13 protein-coding genes are annotated in these 17,641 nt (G+C 39.8%); 6 read left to right on the top strand and 7 right to left on the bottom strand.

What is annotated here, in order from left to right; genetic code table 11:
• Positions 1-73 precede the first annotated feature (73 nt).
• On the bottom strand, positions 74-493 hold the full coding sequence (locus FZC37_RS03135) for a hypothetical protein (protein ID WP_172619319.1): 420 nt from the start codon (positions 491-493) through the stop codon (positions 74-76).
• A 40-nt stretch (positions 494-533) separates the two neighbouring features.
• Between FZC37_RS03135 and FZC37_RS00485 the strand changes: the two genes are divergently transcribed.
• The gene (locus FZC37_RS00485; RefSeq protein WP_172619320.1) at positions 534-1,772 is read left to right on the top strand and encodes a hybrid sensor histidine kinase/response regulator; all 1,239 of its coding nucleotides are present in this window, start codon (positions 534-536) and stop codon (positions 1,770-1,772) included.
• Between the two features lie 115 nt (positions 1,773-1,887).
• On the opposite strand, the gene FZC37_RS00490 is transcribed toward FZC37_RS00485, so the two are convergent.
• A complete protein-coding gene (locus FZC37_RS00490; protein ID WP_148951782.1) occupies positions 1,888-2,526 on the bottom strand; it encodes a hypothetical protein in 639 nt (212 codons plus the stop codon).
• Between FZC37_RS00490 and FZC37_RS00495 the strand changes: the two genes are divergently transcribed.
• Both FZC37_RS00495 and FZC37_RS00500 read left to right on the top strand, forming a co-directional pair.
• The gene (locus tag FZC37_RS00495; protein ID WP_148951783.1) at positions 2,508-3,347 is read left to right on the top strand and encodes a hypothetical protein; all 840 of its coding nucleotides are present in this window, start codon (positions 2,508-2,510) and stop codon (positions 3,345-3,347) included. The genes FZC37_RS00490 and FZC37_RS00495 overlap by 19 nt on opposite strands.
• 711 nt (positions 3,348-4,058) lie before the next feature.
• Positions 4,059-4,988, top strand: coding sequence for an HD domain-containing protein (locus FZC37_RS00500; RefSeq protein ID WP_148951784.1), 930 nt, complete (start codon positions 4,059-4,061; stop codon positions 4,986-4,988).
• Between the two features lie 32 nt (positions 4,989-5,020).
• On the opposite strand, the gene FZC37_RS00505 is transcribed toward FZC37_RS00500, so the two are convergent.
• Positions 5,021-6,331 carry an MFS transporter gene (locus tag FZC37_RS00505; protein WP_148951785.1) on the bottom strand — a complete coding sequence of 437 codons (1,311 nt, stop codon included), beginning with the start codon at positions 6,329-6,331 and terminating at the stop codon, positions 5,021-5,023.
• Positions 6,332-6,696: 365 nt separating this feature from the next.
• On the opposite strand from FZC37_RS00505, the gene FZC37_RS03140 reads away from it, so the two are divergent.
• The 3 genes from FZC37_RS03140 to FZC37_RS00520 all read left to right on the top strand — a co-directional run bounded on the left by FZC37_RS03140 (position 6,697) and on the right by FZC37_RS00520 (position 10,298).
• Complete coding sequence (locus FZC37_RS03140) at positions 6,697-8,571, top strand: hypothetical protein (protein WP_172619321.1); 1,875 nt, start codon at positions 6,697-6,699, stop codon at positions 8,569-8,571.
• A 111-nt stretch (positions 8,572-8,682) separates the two neighbouring features.
• Positions 8,683-9,648, top strand: coding sequence for a hypothetical protein (locus FZC37_RS00515; RefSeq protein WP_148951786.1), 966 nt, complete (start codon positions 8,683-8,685; stop codon positions 9,646-9,648).
• Positions 9,649-9,743: 95 nt separating this feature from the next.
• Positions 9,744-10,298: a hypothetical protein gene (locus FZC37_RS00520; RefSeq protein ID WP_148951787.1), complete on the top strand. Its 555-nt coding sequence runs from the start codon at positions 9,744-9,746 to the stop codon at positions 10,296-10,298.
• A 695-nt stretch (positions 10,299-10,993) separates the two neighbouring features.
• Here the strand turns inward: FZC37_RS00520 and FZC37_RS00525 are convergent.
• The 4 genes from FZC37_RS00525 to hflC form a co-directional block, all read right to left on the bottom strand.
• Positions 10,994-13,165, bottom strand: coding sequence for a hypothetical protein (locus FZC37_RS00525; protein ID WP_148951788.1), 2,172 nt, complete (start codon positions 13,163-13,165; stop codon positions 10,994-10,996).
• A 44-nt stretch (positions 13,166-13,209) separates the two neighbouring features.
• Positions 13,210-15,069, bottom strand: coding sequence for a hypothetical protein (locus FZC37_RS00530; protein WP_148951789.1), 1,860 nt, complete (start codon positions 15,067-15,069; stop codon positions 13,210-13,212).
• A 221-nt stretch (positions 15,070-15,290) separates the two neighbouring features.
• Positions 15,291-16,760 carry a trypsin-like peptidase domain-containing protein gene (locus tag FZC37_RS00535; protein WP_148951790.1) on the bottom strand — a complete coding sequence of 490 codons (1,470 nt, stop codon included), beginning with the start codon at positions 16,758-16,760 and terminating at the stop codon, positions 15,291-15,293.
• Complete coding sequence (gene hflC / locus FZC37_RS00540; RefSeq protein ID WP_148951791.1) at positions 16,760-17,632, bottom strand: protease modulator HflC; 873 nt, start codon at positions 17,630-17,632, stop codon at positions 16,760-16,762. The genes FZC37_RS00535 and hflC overlap by 1 nt, the downstream gene beginning before the upstream one ends.
• Between the last annotated feature and the right edge of the window lie 9 nt (positions 17,633-17,641).

Consider the following 17,641-nt stretch of genomic DNA (forward strand, 5'->3'; position numbering starts at 1 on the left):
GTAAGCACGTTAGATGAGGTTATGGGTAGAACAACAGTACAGAATTTATTTGTTGCATTTTTTGTGTGAAATATCATGTTTTTAGCCTATTGGGGCTAGCTTTTTTTTGGAGTCCAATGTTGCATACCTCTCTTGTAAATCTTAATAGTTTTGCTGTACTTGTACTGCAGAATCTAGCAGGAGCATTATGTGTTGTGCTATATGTTTTAGCGAGTGTTAGAGAATTTGTTCCTAATTTCAAAAAGGTGTACCTTAATATTTTCTGGTATGCTGGAGTATTTGTTAGTTTACCGTTATTTTCTTTTATTGTATCCATAGCAGCATGTGGGCGCACTTTTTGGTTACTTAATTTAATTTTCTCGCACTTATTTTTGGGTATTTTATTCAATATTAGAGAATTTTGTATTTCTATCTTTTTTTCATGTTGGATTGGACTTATGGTCCATGCTAATAACATTTTTACATTAGGTGTGGGTTTTTTTGAGAGATACATTGTATTGATATGTAGCTATCTACTTACTATAACGTGTTGCATGTTTTTCTTTGTAAGAGAAAGGAGATATAGAAGTAGCAAGTCTCAAACGCTAGATAAGAAATACGATGAATCACTAGAGAATGCTTCAGATACTCAGGTGTATCTGTCGTATGTCAGTCATGAATTAAGAGCACCTTTACAAGGAATAAAGGGCGTTGCTGACTTTTTAACACGCTCTAGATTACCTTCTGATGACTACAAACATCAAGTTAATATTTTATCTACTAGTTGTACTCAATTATTAATTACTGCATCAAATGTTTTAGATTTCGAAAAGTTTAGATCTGGCTATAAAGTTTTGAATCTTGGTTATGTGAATATACAAGAGGTAGTGGAGTCTGTGGTAAAGGAGTTGCAAGCGACCAGCATGTTGCATAACACAGTTGTAAAAGTATATTGTCCTAAAATTTTTGTAGAATTAGACAGTGTAAAGATATCTCATGTGCTTAGGAATCTGGTGTCTAATGCCTTGAAGTTTACAAAAAATGGGCAGGTTATGGTACGCGTATTTGAATCAGGAGAGAATTTACATTTCAGTGTTGCAGATAACGGTCCTGGCGTAGCTCAGAATGATCGAGACGGGTTGTTTGATAATTTTCAGCAAGGTTGTAATGCCAAACAGGATTCTAGTGGCTTGGGGTTATCTGTGGCAAAACGGTGCATTGAGTTACACAATGGCAAAATTTGGTTTGAACCAAACCTGCCTTCAGGTGCAGTTTTTTCTTTTACTATTCCTTTGAAAAAAGAAGTAGAAGATGACTATGATCAAGAATGTCGTGGTCGCATTGATAGCGCTAATGTGTTTTGGAATAACGTAGATTCCGGTACTGTAAGTAAAGCCCAAGCGTGGCTACGTAAACAAGTGCTAGTTGCTCTTCTAGTTGATGATGATGAAATTAGTGTTGTATCTACCGGCTTTATGCTGGAAAAACTTGGTTTCAAAGTTTTATATGCGATGTCATTTTATTCTGCCATTGAAGTGCTGAGTAGAGATAAAATAGACATTGTGTTATTAGATATCATGCTAGGAGGGCAAGAATTTTATGAATGCTTAAACGGTGTAGCTAAATATGCTCCTGAGGCTAGCATAATATTGCAGACAGGTGTAAGCAAGGGGGCTGTAGTTACCTTGGCTGACAAATATACTCAAATTGTCGGATACTTAATGAAGCCGTACGGAGCGGAAGATATGAAAGGCATATTACGCACCTTGTCACATCCTCCGCATAGTAAATAAACTTTGTCAAGCTGTAATTGCACACGTATTCTTAAGACGTAAGAGCAAACGTAGACAAAAACACCTCTAGGAACTTCACCTCAGAGTGATGATGGGGCACCGGCCGCTAGGCGGCTTACCACGGTGGATCAAATATTCTTTGCAAAATCGCTGTTGTCGCATCATCTAGATCCTTTACTCCCGTTACTTCCGAACTTTTTCTTTCTTGACATTCCTGAAAGACTGCTTCTGCATGCTCTATGTCTTCTTTTAAATAAGTATCTTGTGTGTACTTTGTCTGGATTTCTTTTAAACCCTCTTTTAATCCATTAAAAGATATGGCTATAAATTTTAGCATTGCTTTATCCTTTTCTTCTGTTGTTACTGTATTTGTTTTCTTCTCGGCTCGTCTTATAGCATCCTTCATGCAGGCTTCAAAATCACGAATTGAGTCTTTGACGCAGATTTTCCTGATGTCCTTCTGCTCCATTTTATCGCTGTCCTCCTTCCTTTCCTCGATGCTCTTCTTATACTTCTCCTTGAAGATCTTTTCGTCTACTAGTACTTGACTTATGGAATATCTTACAGAGCTCCTTAGATCCCCACCAGCAAGTACTACTTCAATGTATGTATTTTCCACTTTTGCTGCTGCTCCTGCTCCTGCCGCTGCAGCTACGGGACGCATCCTCTCCTCTGCTAACTGTGTATGCTCTGGAGTAGTGGGTGTAAGGTTTTGTTTATCAGATGATCTGCATCTTGGAAATTCGTCAATCATGCACATCACGTTTCGCAATCTCTCTTCTACACCTAGTGCTGGCCCAGCTGCCGCTGCCCCCGCTCCTCCTACTGGCCCAGCTGCTGCTGCTGCTGGTGATAAAGGTGCATGCCTCAGGTCAGTTGCTGGCCAAGCTGCCCCCGCTCCTTCTTCTGGCCAAGCTGCTGCTGGTGATAAAGGTGCACGCCTCAGGTCAGTTGCTGGCCCAGCTGCCGCTGCCCCCTCCCCTTCTTCTAGCCATGCCTTTGATGATAGGGGCGTATGTTGTGAACCAGCTTCTAATTGAGCTCCTCCTGCTGGCCCAGCTGCTGCTGACCCCGCTCCTCCTGCTGGCCCAGCTGCCGCTGGTGATAAAGGTGCACGCCTCAGGTCAGTTGCTGGCCCAGCTGCCGCTGCCCCCTCCCCTTCTTCTAGCCATGCCTTTGATGATAGGGGCGTATGTTGTGAACCAGCTTCTAATTGAGCTCCTCCTGCTGGCCCAGCTGCTGCTGACCCCGCTCCTCCTGCTGGCCCAGCTGCCGCTGGTGATAAAGGTGCACGCCTCAGGTCAGTTGCTGGCCCAGCTGCCGCTGCCCCCTCCCCTTCTTCTAGCCATGCCTTTGATGATAGGGGCGTATGTTGTGAACCAGCTTCTAATTGAGCTCCTCCTGCTGGCCCAGCTGCTGCTGGTGATAAAGGTGCACGCCTCAGGTCAGTTTTTGGCCCAGCTGCTACTGACCCCGCTCCTCCTGCTGGCCCAGCTTCCGCTTCTGCTGCGTAAAAATGTGCGGCACGCAGCAAATCAGCTGCTGTTTTATTTCCTGCTTCCGCTTTTTCTTTAAGATATGCTAAAGCCTCTCTTTCCTCTAATGCTTCTCTTTCTTCTTTCGACATTTTTACACAGAGATATAACATAAACTGTCACCTAAAAAATTTGATATTCGACCGTGTTAACTATAAAAATTGTTAACACCGTACATTGTATCGAATTGTGCAATTAAGTACAACTCGTTGCTCTTTCTGCATGTAACATTTACGAGAATTACATATTTTATCTATTACTCAGAAGAGATACATTTTTCATACCTCGATATCGTTATTTAGATTTATGTAAGCGTATATCTAAGATGATGTATGTTACTTCTTGTTGTTACATATAAACTAGGTTCATACTTATTCTTCTTTTTTACTAACTAGCAAATTATTGTCTCGTTACTTACCAAGTGCATTACAAATGATGCACTATATGATTTGAGTCAAAAAAGAATTGAGCAATTTGGTGCCATCATGAAATCGTACCTACATTTACAAGCAGTTGCGCTAATGTGAAAGTGTATACGTAAGTTGACTTATATTTGTAAAGTGACACAGTTTCGGTCATCGCAGCATACAGAATTGAATTTTTGAGTATGCCATTTCTTTTCAAGATGCTTTGCTAAGTCAGTTGATTAAAATGCAAGTGAATCATATTCATGTACTTGATAAAAGATTCTTGCTTGATTACATTAACGTATGTTAAAATTTCAGTGCTTTATGTATTTATTTAGACAAAGATGACCTGTATTTATAGCGATAGGTTGTTTGATGCTGTACTTAGTAAAAGTGCAACAATTAGGCTTTTCAGAATTGAAAAGGCTGTTGCTTTTGTAAAGAAGCATCATTTGAAGCAATTGAGAGAGAATGGGGAACCTTTTTACGTGCATCCTATCGTTGTTGCAAGCATGGTGCTTGAGCATAATGACGACGAAGATACTATAGTTGCCAGCGTACTGCATGATATAGTTGAGTATTCTCGCAGTGTAACTTGTGGACAGATATATGATGAATTTGGCTTTGCTGTAACACGTATAGTGGAAGGATTGGTACGCTCTACAAAGCTAGATAGTGAGAAATTTTTTAAAGATTTGGTAGATGATTTTTGTAGTATAGCGGATTGTGCTGCACAAAAGATGCTGAATAACAAAATGGAATGTAAGATTTCTAAAAATGTTGCTGTTGACAGTTTTTCTAAGATGATAGATGTGGTATGTGCTCGTAAGTCTGATGTACCGGTATTAGAAGATGTAGTATTGTTCTTAACTGATTATTTGAGAAATAATTTGCATACATTAGGGCAAGAACTTGAAAGTCTTTCTGACTATAAAAAAGTTTTATGTGCATTTAATAAAAGTGTTATGAAAGTCACAGACTGTATAACGAAGATTTTGCAGAAGAGAAATTTTGCAGTAGCTAGTACTATCAGTGCTGTAATCAGTGATTATGATAATAAAACTAAAAATTCTATTTTTCTTATAAAGATTATGAGTGCATTACTCCGTTTGCAGAGCATAAATTGCCTGACTTTGGAGAAACAACATCAGATAAAAAAAGAGATTGTAGAGGATATAATTCCTTTGTCAGTTTATTTAAATTTAGAGAAAGAAATGCAATTACTTTCTTCTTTATGTTTTACTGACAAGGCTTTTGATACTAGGCGTAAATAGATTAGTCTAACTGTAGGAGTGTAGATTTGTCTTTATTGCGATAATGTCCTTGGTTCCTCAACGAGGCTTTTGAAATAATACTTACCTATGAGAGATATTACAATAAGTGGCAAAGGCACTATGTACAAAGTGTAATGTCCAAAGTATGTTTTTAATATCTCAAGAGGAAAAACAAATAGTAACGAGGCAATAGCAGATCCTATTGAAAAACCTATAAAAATGCATCTAGAACGTTTAAAAATGGGAAATTGTTTAAAGAATATAGGAGCTGCTGGAGATTCATTTGGTGTAAATATCATGGAACAGCATTGGACTCCAAAGATTAGGTATTTTGACGGTGTATCTAAACTTAGCAATATAGGAGCGGATATTATGAAAATCACAGCAACCCAGTTTCTGAATATTGCTATCTTCAAAGGTTCGATTGCGTACACAAGAAGAGCACATGTGAGCGTTGCACACATAACTACTAGTGTTACTAATTGATTCTGTGTGATGATTTCAATGTTTGACATTCCGATTTGTTCTAGACATTCTTTGCAATAATAAAACGGTATAAAACATAAGGAGCACATGTCTCCTGCTTTGGACATTATAAAGAAAAATAAGGCAGCACGATTTACTGGTATTTTCACTAAAGGATGTTCCAGAGCTTTTAGATTGTTATTGGTTACCTTTAGTAATTTCATTTTCGCATCTGTGAATTCTCTTGTTTCCCTGAGATATTTTCTTGCATATAAACCTATCAATGCCACTGCTCCACCTAATAAGAAAGCTATTCTCCATGCTTCTTTGTGATACAGCATCAGATAGCATGCAAAAGCAGAGATACTGATTGAAAAAAAAGTACCAATATCGCTAAATAATCCAAATATTGCAGAACAAAAGCATTGTGTACGTACATCTTTTACAGATTCCATCATATAAAGCTTTGCCCCTTGTATTTCTCCCATGGAAGTTATTCCTTGCAGCATTCTACACAGAGTTAAAGTGTAAGCAGATAGTAGCCCTAATGTCGCGTATCCAGGTAGAACTGCTGTTACTAAACACCCTATTGCCGTGAATGTCGTTGTTATAAAGATTGTTATACGCCTACCTAGCGTATCTCCTATCCATCCTAAAAAAATTGCTCCTATTGGACGAAATAAAAAAGCTGAGCAAAAAGTCATATGAGATAAAAACCAACTGGTTTTCATATCAGGCGAGAAAAACACCTTATCTATAATTATTGCCATATGTAAATACAGCATCACATCCGCATATTCTAACAATGTTCCTATTGAAAGAAGTGACAAATGTTCTTTATCTTTTTTTGATAATGTCGAAAGAAAGAAGCTTTTCATATAGGCTTAACTATCCAAATGAAAACTGCAGGTATGCTATTTTGCGTAAACATATCATTGAATTCCATAGATTGCTTTTACTACATAGATACAAATCCTACTTATAGTTCGAAGATAATAATTTCTTATTTTTTTGTAGTCAAGCAATATAAACCTTAAGTAGTGTGTGTGAGCGTAGTGGCATGTATTTTGTTGACTGTTTTTTAGATTCGTGACAAGAGGTTCGCCTTGCAAATTTCAATAGAATGTATTATAATATGTCCTCGTATTAGTGTATTTTGTATTTTGTATTTTTCACGCTATATTTTGGTCATTTTAATTTAAATAAAAGGATAGGTTTTTATATGTTATATCTTTGTGTAAAAATGTCGAAAGAAGAAAGAGAAGCATTAGAGGAAAGAGAGGCTTTGGCATATCTTAAAGAAAAAGCGGAAGCAGGAAATAAAACAGCAGCTGATTTGCTGCGTGCCGCACATTTTTACGCAGCAGAAGCGGAAGCTGGGCCAGCAGGAGGAGCGGGGTCAGTAGCGGCTCAACCAGGAGCAGAAGCTCAACCAGAAGCAGCAGCTCAACCGGCAGCAGCAGCTCAACCGGCAGCAGCAGCTCAACCAGAAGCAGCAGCTCAACCAGAAGCAGCAGCTCAACCGGCAGCAGCAGCTCAACCAGAAGCAGCAGCTCAACCGGCAGCAGCGACTCAACCAGAAGCAGAAGCTCAACCAGGAGCAGAAGCTCAACCGGCAGCAGAAGCTCAACCAGGAGCAGAAGCTCAACCAGAAGCAGCAGCTCAACCGGCAGCAGCAGCTCAACCAGGAGCAGAAGCTCAACCAGAAGCAGCAGCTCAACCGGCAGCAGCAGCTCAACCAGAAGCAGAAGCTCAACCAGAAGCAGCAGCTCAACCGGCAGCAGCAGCTCAACCAGAAGCAGCAGCTCAACCGGCAGCAGCAGCTCAACCGGCAGCAGCAGCTCAACCAGGAGCAGAAGCTCAACCAGAAGCAGCAGCTCAACCGGCAGCAGCTCAACCAGAAGCAGAAGCTCAACCAGAAGCAGCAGCTCAACCGGCAGCAGCAGCTCAACCAGAAGCAGCAGCTCAACCGGCAGCAGCAGCTCAACCGGCAGCAGCAGCTCAACCAGAAGCAGCAGCTCAACCAGAAGCAGCAGCTCAACCAGAAGCAGCAGCTCAACCAGAAGCAGCAGCTCAACCAGAAGCAGCAGCTCAACCAGAAGCAGCAGCTCAACCAGAAGCAGCAGCTCAACCAGAAGCAGCAGCTCAACCAGAAGCAGCAGCTCAACCAGAAGCAGCAGCTCAACCAGAAGCAGCAGCTCAACCAGAAGCAGCAGCTCAACCAGAAGCAGCAGCTCAACCAGAAGCAGCGGCTCAACCAGAAGCAGCGGCTCAACCAGAAGCAGCGGCTCAACCAGAAGCAGCAGCTCAACCGGCAGCAGCAGCTCAACCAGAAGCAGCGGCTCAACCAGAAGCAGCGGCTCAACCAGAAGCAGCGGCTCAACCAGAAGCAGCGGCTCAACCAGAAGCAGCGGCTCAACCAGAAGCAGCGGCTCAACCAGAAGCAGCGGCTCAACCAGAAGCAGCGGCTCAACCAGAAGCAGCGGCTCAACCAGAAGCAGCGGCTCAACCAGAAGCAGCGGCTCAACCAGAAGCAGCGGCTCAACCAGAAGCAGCGGCTCAACCAGAAGTAAGACACAAAAATCCTTCGCCGGTTGTAGCAGTGGCCAGGCACATGGTTGAGGGTGAGATGATAAGATTGTGGGGAGGGCATCACATGGAAGGGAGAGCTCCTACAGAAGCAGCAAAACTAGTGCCAGCGGATGGTGCGTATGTAGAGGCTTTTAATAGGACAACTTTTTTTCAGAAGATTCATACTTTCTTGGTAGATACAAAAACGAAAAATATTGATACAACAAAGGATGTAGTTGATTCTTTTTGTTGTCTAGGTGCAGAAGAATTGAGCGCTTTCAGCCATAAAAAATACGGCGCAACAGAGAAAATGTTTTCCAAAGCTACCATAGCCAACTTTAAGTCAGTTCTTTCTGGAGTTGAGAAAGAAGTAAAGATACAGTTTTGTGAGGCAGTATTCAAGCCAGTATTCAAGCATGTAAAAGAGCATCACTTATTGGAAGGATTTGCGGAAGAGAAGTATTTACATGATGTAGAAGTTTTTTGTAATGATGTTATGGGATTATTACAAGAGGATTTAGTTACCGGTTGTGTGGAAGAAGAGTAGAAGGAAGTTTAAGTTGTGGTAATATTATTGTGGTAGTTGTACCATTTTCACTTTTGTTGTTTTAGGGTACAATACCGCTTGTGTTTTTCAATTAAAAAAAAGGAGTCATTTATGTTATATTTATGTGTTAAGACACCATTTTATTATGTGCGTGATAAGATATTCTCAGTGGAATTTGTTAAGCATATCAATGAGTTTCTTATACAAGAGCGCGGTGGTGGGGATCGTGCAAATTTGGACGGTATGGTGTTTGAGTTTCTTTTATTAACAAGAGATAAGAAAGAAAAATTTTTGCGAGATCATAAGGAAGATTGGAAAATGTTTTCTCCTGGTACTGTAAAGGATATTAGGTCAAAAAGCACTTGTGAGGTTGCAGAACAGACAAACATTGTTAGAGAAAAATGCGTGGAAGCTATGAGAGAGATATATGTGAATTTCGAACGCATTGGGCTTAATATTAAGAGTTATTGCAGTGCAGAATTTGCGAATGTTGGTGGTGGGGTATTATTTGCAGAGAATGTTTGCAGTTGGAAAGCTTTTATACTTAGCAATGATATGTTAGGTGGATTTAATGAAATTCTTCCTGATGATGTAAAAGAGCGTCAGCGTGCGCTAATAGGACGTAGCAATATGCCAGGCGTAGACTTGCAGCAATTGGGGAATCAGTACTTGAAGAATGTTCATGATGGTCTCAATGATATTCAAGATAGGTTAATACTTCAAGATGTTTTTACAAAAGATAAAATTGCAAATTTACAGGATAATGGAACTTGTTTGTCTGATAATGAAAAGAAAGCAATAAAAGAGATTGTAGTGCCGCTTATGCGCGTGGTGCGAGATAAATTATGTGAGCAATATAAAGACGGGGGCGGAGAAGAGAAAAAACAGGTAAAGAAGAGTTGTCAGGTCTTACAAAAGAGTTGGGAAGAGATGCCTGCCTGGTTACGTGGTGGCCAAGAAGCTAAAGTTGAAGTTAAAAAGCATACTGAGGTTACAACTACGGTTACAGAAACAGAAGAATTGCAGTTTTGTTTAACAGGAGATGGAATGGGAGAAATGGAAGATACAGAGGAGTAATTCTTTTTCATTTTAGCAAAGCATCGTGCACGTTTTCTATAATTAGATTGTGCACGTCGTTTTTCGTTTGATTGTATTTTTTTATAGGTGCCTATATGTCAGTGAATATTATTTATCTCTTTTGCTTATTATCCGTTGCTGGATTAAGTTACGGTGTGAATGCTGTAAATAAAGTGTATCAATGTGCTGTAATGTTTGTGATTCTGTCGTTTGTTGCTAATTATCTCGCCAGTATTAGCAGATTGAGAACTGTTTTGGTGTTGTTTAGTGGCATAATGATTGGGTTTTTATTTCACAGCAATCATAGTTATACGATTGCAGGTAAAGTTATTCATTACTTGATACTGACTTCATCACTTTCCATGTTTTGTTCAATTGGTGCTGGAGCACTGCTATCGTCTTGTTATTTGAGAAATATGCGTTTTTGGTGTTCTGCCATGATAGGATCGATGTTAAGTTCTGTAATTGACTGCACCGTAATGTTTGGTTTTTTCTTAACCAAGTTTAGTTTAGCAAGGAGCATATCTATTTTTACTAAAGAAATTATGTATAAGGGCTGTTTTGTATTAATTATGTCTCTTACATTGTTTAGTGTGTCTTATTTTGGAGAGTGTTTGTTTGTTAAAAAAGGTAAAGGGCATCACATCTAGTAAAAAAGAAGAAAGGTGTTTTTTCTATATCAGGAAAATCTTTCTTCTTTTGTATAGCTTTTTTTCTTTTCTGTGGAACAATTAAAAAGAGCTAAACAAAATAAACCAGCAGTTTCCTTAGCGTCTTTTTCCTACATGTTTTTTTCTCGATAACAAGCTTTTTATTCCTTTTTTACTCCTTCTCATCTCTATAGGAGAAAATTATTGCTTTGTTAGAGATCTTTCGAGCCCTATGGGTATCACAATAAGTCTTTGTTGTGAAGTTATATATCGCGATCAAAACATTAATGTACGACTCTTCTTTTTTCTGATACAACACATTTTTTATTCTATTGTTGTTTTTGCGATGGACACGTATTGTATCCTTTTTTTTTCTCTTTTCAGTGTTTGTAATGATATTTTGTATAGAAGGGCTAACCTGGTATAAAAATCATGTGGTAAAAACAATTTTAGAAGAAACTCTTTCTTGAGATTTATAAAGAGAGAGAAAGGGAGAAGAAAACAGGTGTCTATTCATATGTCTAAAAAAAGATATACAACGGCAGAGTACCCTCTTCTTTGAAAGTTTTATTAGCTACGTCATATATACACAAAAAAAAGAGCCCATCTCCAATATGGAAAAGGGCTCTTTTTTGTTTTTATACAACGTGTTGTTTTCTCACAACAAGTTTTTTTTAATTCTCAGCATCTTCTCCTCACATCACTTGCTGCTGCGCATCGCCTCCTTGTCCTGCAAGTTGGATATCACCAGCTGCAGCGCCTCCTGGATCACCAGCTGCTGCTGCAGCGCCTTCCTGTGCATCAGCTGCTGCTGCGTCTGCATCAGCTTCTGCTGCGTCTCTTGCTCTATGCTGCAGCTGCTGCTGAATTGCATCCGCATGTCTTTGTCCCCAAAAAGGACGAGCTGCTGCAGCGCCTCCTGGATCACCAGCTGCTGCTGCGCCTCCTCCCTGTGCACCTGCTTCTGCTTCTTGCAATAATTGTCTACCTCCATCTATGAATTGAATAAGATCAGCTGATTCTTCGTCTTTTAGTCTCACTAGTTCCTTAATAAAGGCTATCTGTTGCTCTTGAATTTCTAAGACATGATCCATTAATATATTACCTTCGGCCATAGGCGCTTTCTTCTGCATACGATGTTTTTCAAAAATCTTCATTTCTTCTTGCGTTAACTTCTCCCTCTCTTCTCGTGCACTAGCATCTCCTTCCTTTAGGTTACTAAGTTTCATTCTGATTCGTGCTACTTCGTGAATATCTTCTTTCTCGAATTCAGACATGCGTCGCACGTCTTGCCATGCCTCTCTTGTTTCTTTTTCTTCTTCTTTTTCTTCTTCTTTTTCTTCTTTTCGGTCAAGCGTTTTTAGTGGCTTGTCCATAGTATACAAGATTGTCATTACTTGCTCTTTATAGAACTGATCAACATCAATCCCCATTAACGCACCCTCTCTTCTAGGAGATGATAAAGGCTCACTTTCTACAAAAAAGAATGGATCTGAAATATCTGCTTTTAGTTGTACATCTGGTAGACCCTCTATCTCAGGGAGTTGTTTTTTACTCCTAGAAGGAGATAAACTATCTACACTTTCCCATATAGCCTTCAATCTTTCAGAAGTAATATAGACCTTATGTTGAGTTGCACTCAAAGCAGCATATAGACCTGTAGCTACATTTTTTGCTGCAAAAACAAATGCAATCGAATCAACACAATCCTTCCCCAAAAGCATTTTTACTTCATTAAGATCATTGACTGCAGACTGGAGTTTTATTCTAGATTCGTTAGTCCTGCTAATATTAGCGATAATGTCACCCTGTATTCTTTCTCCCTCTGTTTGCGCGTGTTTTCCCAACGCTTCACAAAGTGCCATTTCTTTTTTAAAGGCTTTATCAAACTCATCTGATTTCACATAGTGAACAAGGAAATTGAGAACGTTATAATTCTGGACTATTTTCTCTAGACGCGCTTGATCTGCACCTGGAAACTTACCTTTGTGTTCTGGTGCTGTTATGAGATTAACTAAGTTCTTGGTTGAGGCATGTCCTTTTACTGCTTCTGAAGCTGTAACCAAATCCTGCCGAATGTCTCGAGATTTAAACTTCATCTTACGTACATCTTTACATTTTTCTGTTTCTTCTTTAAACAGTAGTTCATCAAATGTTATCAATTCTTTGTGTGTAACGAAGTCTTTAGACCTACCTTCTTCTCTTTTATTACTCTCAAAGATGCACCTCCAAGCTAGTACAAACCGCTGCATAGCTATATTTGTGCTTTGTAGCAAAGAATAACCTTTATTATCACCTATGTACTCCTCGGCTATTTCTTTCTTTGTTGCGATGATCTCAGCAAGTTTACCTTTGTGCTTAGAGGTGATTGTTCTACACAACTGGAAAAACGAGTCCACAGCATCGACACATCCAGCAGGTGCACGACTTTTCCTTTCGATCTCGATTCCACCGTCTACTCTGCAGGTCATATGGAAAAATAAATCCATTATTTCTTCATTTGCGAAACTACTACTAAAAGCCTGCCTTAAATAATTTAAGGCTGGTGTAAGATCTTTCGCACATGCAGCGATCATTGCAAAGTTTTCATATGCATCACTCTCCTTAATATCTAAAGTGTTAATATATTCTTCATTTGCTTTTAACACGGCGTCATAAGCAGCTTGAAGCAACCCAAGTTTTTTATTATTATTATCCTTTATTACTTTCTCCATTTCTTGAGAAAAAGGTAAAGCAGGTACCCCCTGCGGTTGTACCGCACGAGGTACCGTATCACGCACAGAAGACGCTTCTTCTGTGCGTTGTGGACCTACTGGTCCTGTGCCACCAGGTAACTTAGCAGTTGCACTAGTTCTACTGTGCTTCATAAAAAAATAAACCTATAAAAATTAATTAACAAAATTCTGTCTCATTATATACCCATCATACCTTCGTTAGCAGCATCAGCGTCCTCTCCCACAAGCTCATTAGGAGCAGGCTGATGCGGTTGCTGAGCAGCACCAGGAGCAGGCTCCTCTCCAGCTTCTGCTGCCGCTGCAGCAAGCTTTGGAGCAGGCTTTGGAGCAGGCGGTTGCTGAACAGCACCTCCACCAAGCGGCGCACCAAGAGCAGGCTGCTCTTCAGCTTCTGCTGCTGGAGCATGCGGTCCTTCACCTTCATCTTCACCTTCATCTTCATCTTCTGCTTCTTCTGCTTCATCTTCATCTTCTGCTTCTTCTGCTTCATCTTCTGCTTCTTCTGCTTCTTCTGCTTCTTCTGCTTCATCTTCATCTTCTGCTTCTTCTGCTTCATCTTCTGCTTCTTCTATTTCTGCTGCTTCTTCTGCTACTTGTGCTGCTTCTGCTTCATCAATTACCACCTCACCATATTCTTTTCTAAACTCACGGCAAACAATCTCATACGCCTCCCTTATCTGTTCTTCTGCTACTAACTCAGACAATACCCCAATATGTTCTAGAAACTTTTTTATAGTATGCTGCTGTTGCACTCCGTCACCATCACCAGTTGCTGCCGCTGGATCATGCGGTCCTTCACCTTCATCATCTGCTATTTTTGCAGTTAACCTCTTAAACATTTTTCTAATAATACGGCACACATTCCCATGTACCTCCATTATCTTTTTTTCTGTTATTGACTCAGAGAACCTTATCCCCAAATGTTCTAATAGAAACTTTTTCATATCTTCTAGAACGTACTTCTCTGCTCTTTTAAGCGTATCAGCGGAAAGAGCCTTATACCTCTCCCTTATCTCTTGTTCTAGCATTGACTCAGACACCCTTGTCCCAGCCGCTACTAGAATACGTCTCATATTTTGTGGAGCTGGAGCATCATCTGCTGCCGCTGTAGCGCCACCAGTACCACCAGCTTCTGCAACGTACTTCTCTGCTCTTTTAAGCGTATCAGCGGAAAGAGCCTTATACCTCTCCCTTATCTCTTGTTCTGGTGTTGACTTAGACACCTTTGCCCCCGCTGCTACTAGAATACATCTCATATCTTGTAGAGCTGTAGCATCAACTGCTGCCGCTGGAGCACCACCAGTACCACCAGCTTCTACAACGTACTTCTCTGCTCTTTTAAGCGTATCAGCGGAAAGAGCCTTATACCTCTCCCTTATCTCTTGTTCTAGCATTGACTCAGACACCCTTGTCCCAGCCGCTACTAGAATACGTCTCATATTTTGTGGAGCTGGAGCATCATCTGCTGCCGCTGTAGCGCCACCAGTACCACCAGCTTCTGCAACGTACTTCTCTGCTCTTTTAAGCGTATCAGCGGAAAGAGCCTTATACCTCTCCCTTATCTCTTGTTCTGGTGTTGACTTAGACACCTTTGCCCCCGCTGCTACTAGAATACATCTCATATCTTGTAGAGCTGTAGCATCAACTGCTGCCGCTGGAGCACCACCAGTACCACCAGCTTCTACAACGTACTTCTCTGCTCTTTTAAGCGTATCAGCGGAAAGAGCCTTATACCTCTCCCTTATCTCTTGTTCTAGCATTGACTCAGACACCCTTGTCCCAGATGCTACTAGAATACGTTTCATATCTTGTGGAGCTGGAGCATCAGCTGCTGCCGCTGGAGCAGCACCGCCACCACCAGCTGCTGCCGCTGGAGCACCACCAGCTTCTACAACGTACTTCTCTGCTCTTTTAAGCGTATCAGCGGAAAGAGCCTTATACCTCTCCCTTATCTCTTGTTCTAGCATTGACTCAGACACCCTTGTCCCAGCCGCTACTAGAATACATTTCATATCTTGTAAACTTATATCTGGCATATTTCTAATTAAAACCTATTGTTTAAAAATAAAAAACTAAAATCACGTGAATTGTACCAACTGTACAAAAAAAGGTAAAGTAAAAAAACTAGGAAAAAGTTTTACTATAAATTAATAGCTTTTACGTGTGTATAAAAATTCACTTTACGATACGCACTTTCAAACACTTTTGTTTTTGAAAATTTGATTAAATGGATTAGTTCATTAAACAAAGTTTCTTGTCACAAAATTGGTAATTTTATAGCAAAACTAAAATGACCACCTTTGCGTTTTATCAAAAGGGCTATCCATTTTCTGCCTTTAGATTTTGCGTCAGAGTACAATTTTTGCCAATGTTGTACATCATGTACTGTATCGACCCCTATTACAGATACTATTATATCTTCTTTCTTGAGTATATTTGCCCAAGGAGAACTAGGATTTACCTGTTGCACTAATACCCCACTTACAGATTCTGGAATGCCTAAATTTCTTTTTATGCTATTAGTTAAATCCGCTAATGTAACACCATTATGTTCCAAAATTCCAGTAGCGGACAGTTGACCATCTTTACTATTTATGTCTATATCTGCTGAAATTTTCGCTATTATATCTTTACTCAAACCGTTTCTGATTATTGTAATTTTTACAACTGAACCAGGTATAGCATTTGCCGTTAAGGACTGCATATGTTTCGTACCCTTGACAGCTATGTTATCAAATTTAGTGATCACATCACCTGCTTTCAGGCCAGCTTTATCTCCTGCTCCACCCTTTGTAACGTCTGCTACAAGCACTCCTTGTAATTCTTTTATGCCAATACCTTCTGCCACTTCCTCTGTAATGGGCGCAAGGGTTATGCTAAGACGACCTCTTTGCACTCTTCCAGTTTTTATTATTTGATCCACCACATCTTTTGCGTAAGAAGATGGAAGAGCTAACCCTATACCGGCACTTACTCCAGATGGAGAGCATATTGCACAATTTACTCCAACTACTTTACCTTCTAGGTTAAACATAGGTCCTCCTGAGTTACCTCTGTTCATAGCGGCATCAGTTTGAATAAGTTCATGTATCATGCTAGCAGAACCTAAATCCAAATCTTTTCTCGCTTTGTTAGACACTATTCCGCAAGTTACGGTTTCTCCTAGCCCTAAAGGATTTCCCACCAATATGACAGTTTCTCCTACTCTTAATTTTCTAGAATCTCCGAAAGATACTGTTGGCAGAGGTTTTTTGGTATCTATTTTTAGTATAGCTATATCCGTTTTCTCATCAAATCCTACCAATTTTGCTTTGACTGATTTTGCGCACGTGCTCATCTTGACCATTATCTTTGTTCCTCCTTTGATAACATGATAGTTTGTCACTATGTGACCTATCGTAGATACTATAAAACCTGATCCTAACGACTTTACTTCTGGCAACATTTCTTCTGTAGGAGCATCATATCCGAAAAACCTTTCGAGCAATTCTTGCATAGGGTCTCTGGCACCAGATGACAATCTGGGATTTCGTGTATTTTCTTGCACTACATGTATATTGACGACAGATGGTAATAATGGCTCTATTATGTCTGGAAGGTTACAAAAGGCGTTCCCTGTAGCAACATTTTTTTTAATAATCGTATGATTATTAAGTGGTGGTGTTCCTTGTGCACTGTAAACAGAAAGTGCTAAAGCCCCTAATAAACTCAAAAGTGTATATCTCATTAATCCCCTAACTTAGAAAATTTCATAAAATCACTTTTTGTTGATACAAAAAACTTAGTATCGCGTGAGAAAGACCTTTTGTACGTATTCATTGCTTTATAAAACCTAAAAAAGTCAGGATCTTGTGAATAAGCGTTATTATATATTTCGCTAGCTTTTGCTTCCCCTTCTCCTTTTATGAGGTTATTTTGCATCTTTGCTTGAGCAATACATACTCTGGTTTCTTTATCTGCATCTGCTATTATTCTCGCGGCTTCTGCACTTCCTTCTGCTCTTATTTTCCTTGCTTCTTGTTCTCTAGATGTTTGCATTCTTCTGCATATTGCTACGCTATTTTCTTGAGGTAAATCTGCTCTTGAAATTCTTACATCTATCACTTCCATCCCTAAATCTTTCAATTCTTCTGACAAAATAGAAGAAATTTCAAGCATCATTTGAGACCTTTGAGATGATAACAGGCTAATCAAAGGATTTTTCCCTATTACTTTTCTTAGTGAGGATTCAAGTCGTGATTTGACTCTAATTTTAGAATTTTGTACTGAATTGACTGATTTGTAGAATGTTTTCGGGCTTATTATTTTTAAGTAAGCTATAGCGTCCACTATCACCCTTTTACTATCTGATGCAGTTAATTCTTGCGCTTCTACAGGTATGCCTACAATGCGCTTATCGTAAAACACCACAGACTGTAATACTGGTATCTTTAACGTAATGCCTGGATTTGTTACTTCTCTTACCACTCTACCAAATTCAAAAATTACAGCTGTTTGCCTTTCATCTACTATTGTTACACTGTTAAATAGTGCAATAAGTGCAAAAAAGAAGGATAAAGGTAAAATAGTTAAAGCTTTCTTCTGAGGAAATTTGTACATTTTTTTGTG

This window comes from Candidatus Sneabacter namystus, from assembly GCF_008189685.1.
Classification (GTDB): domain Bacteria; phylum Pseudomonadota; class Alphaproteobacteria; order Rickettsiales; family Rickettsiaceae; genus Sneabacter; species Sneabacter namystus.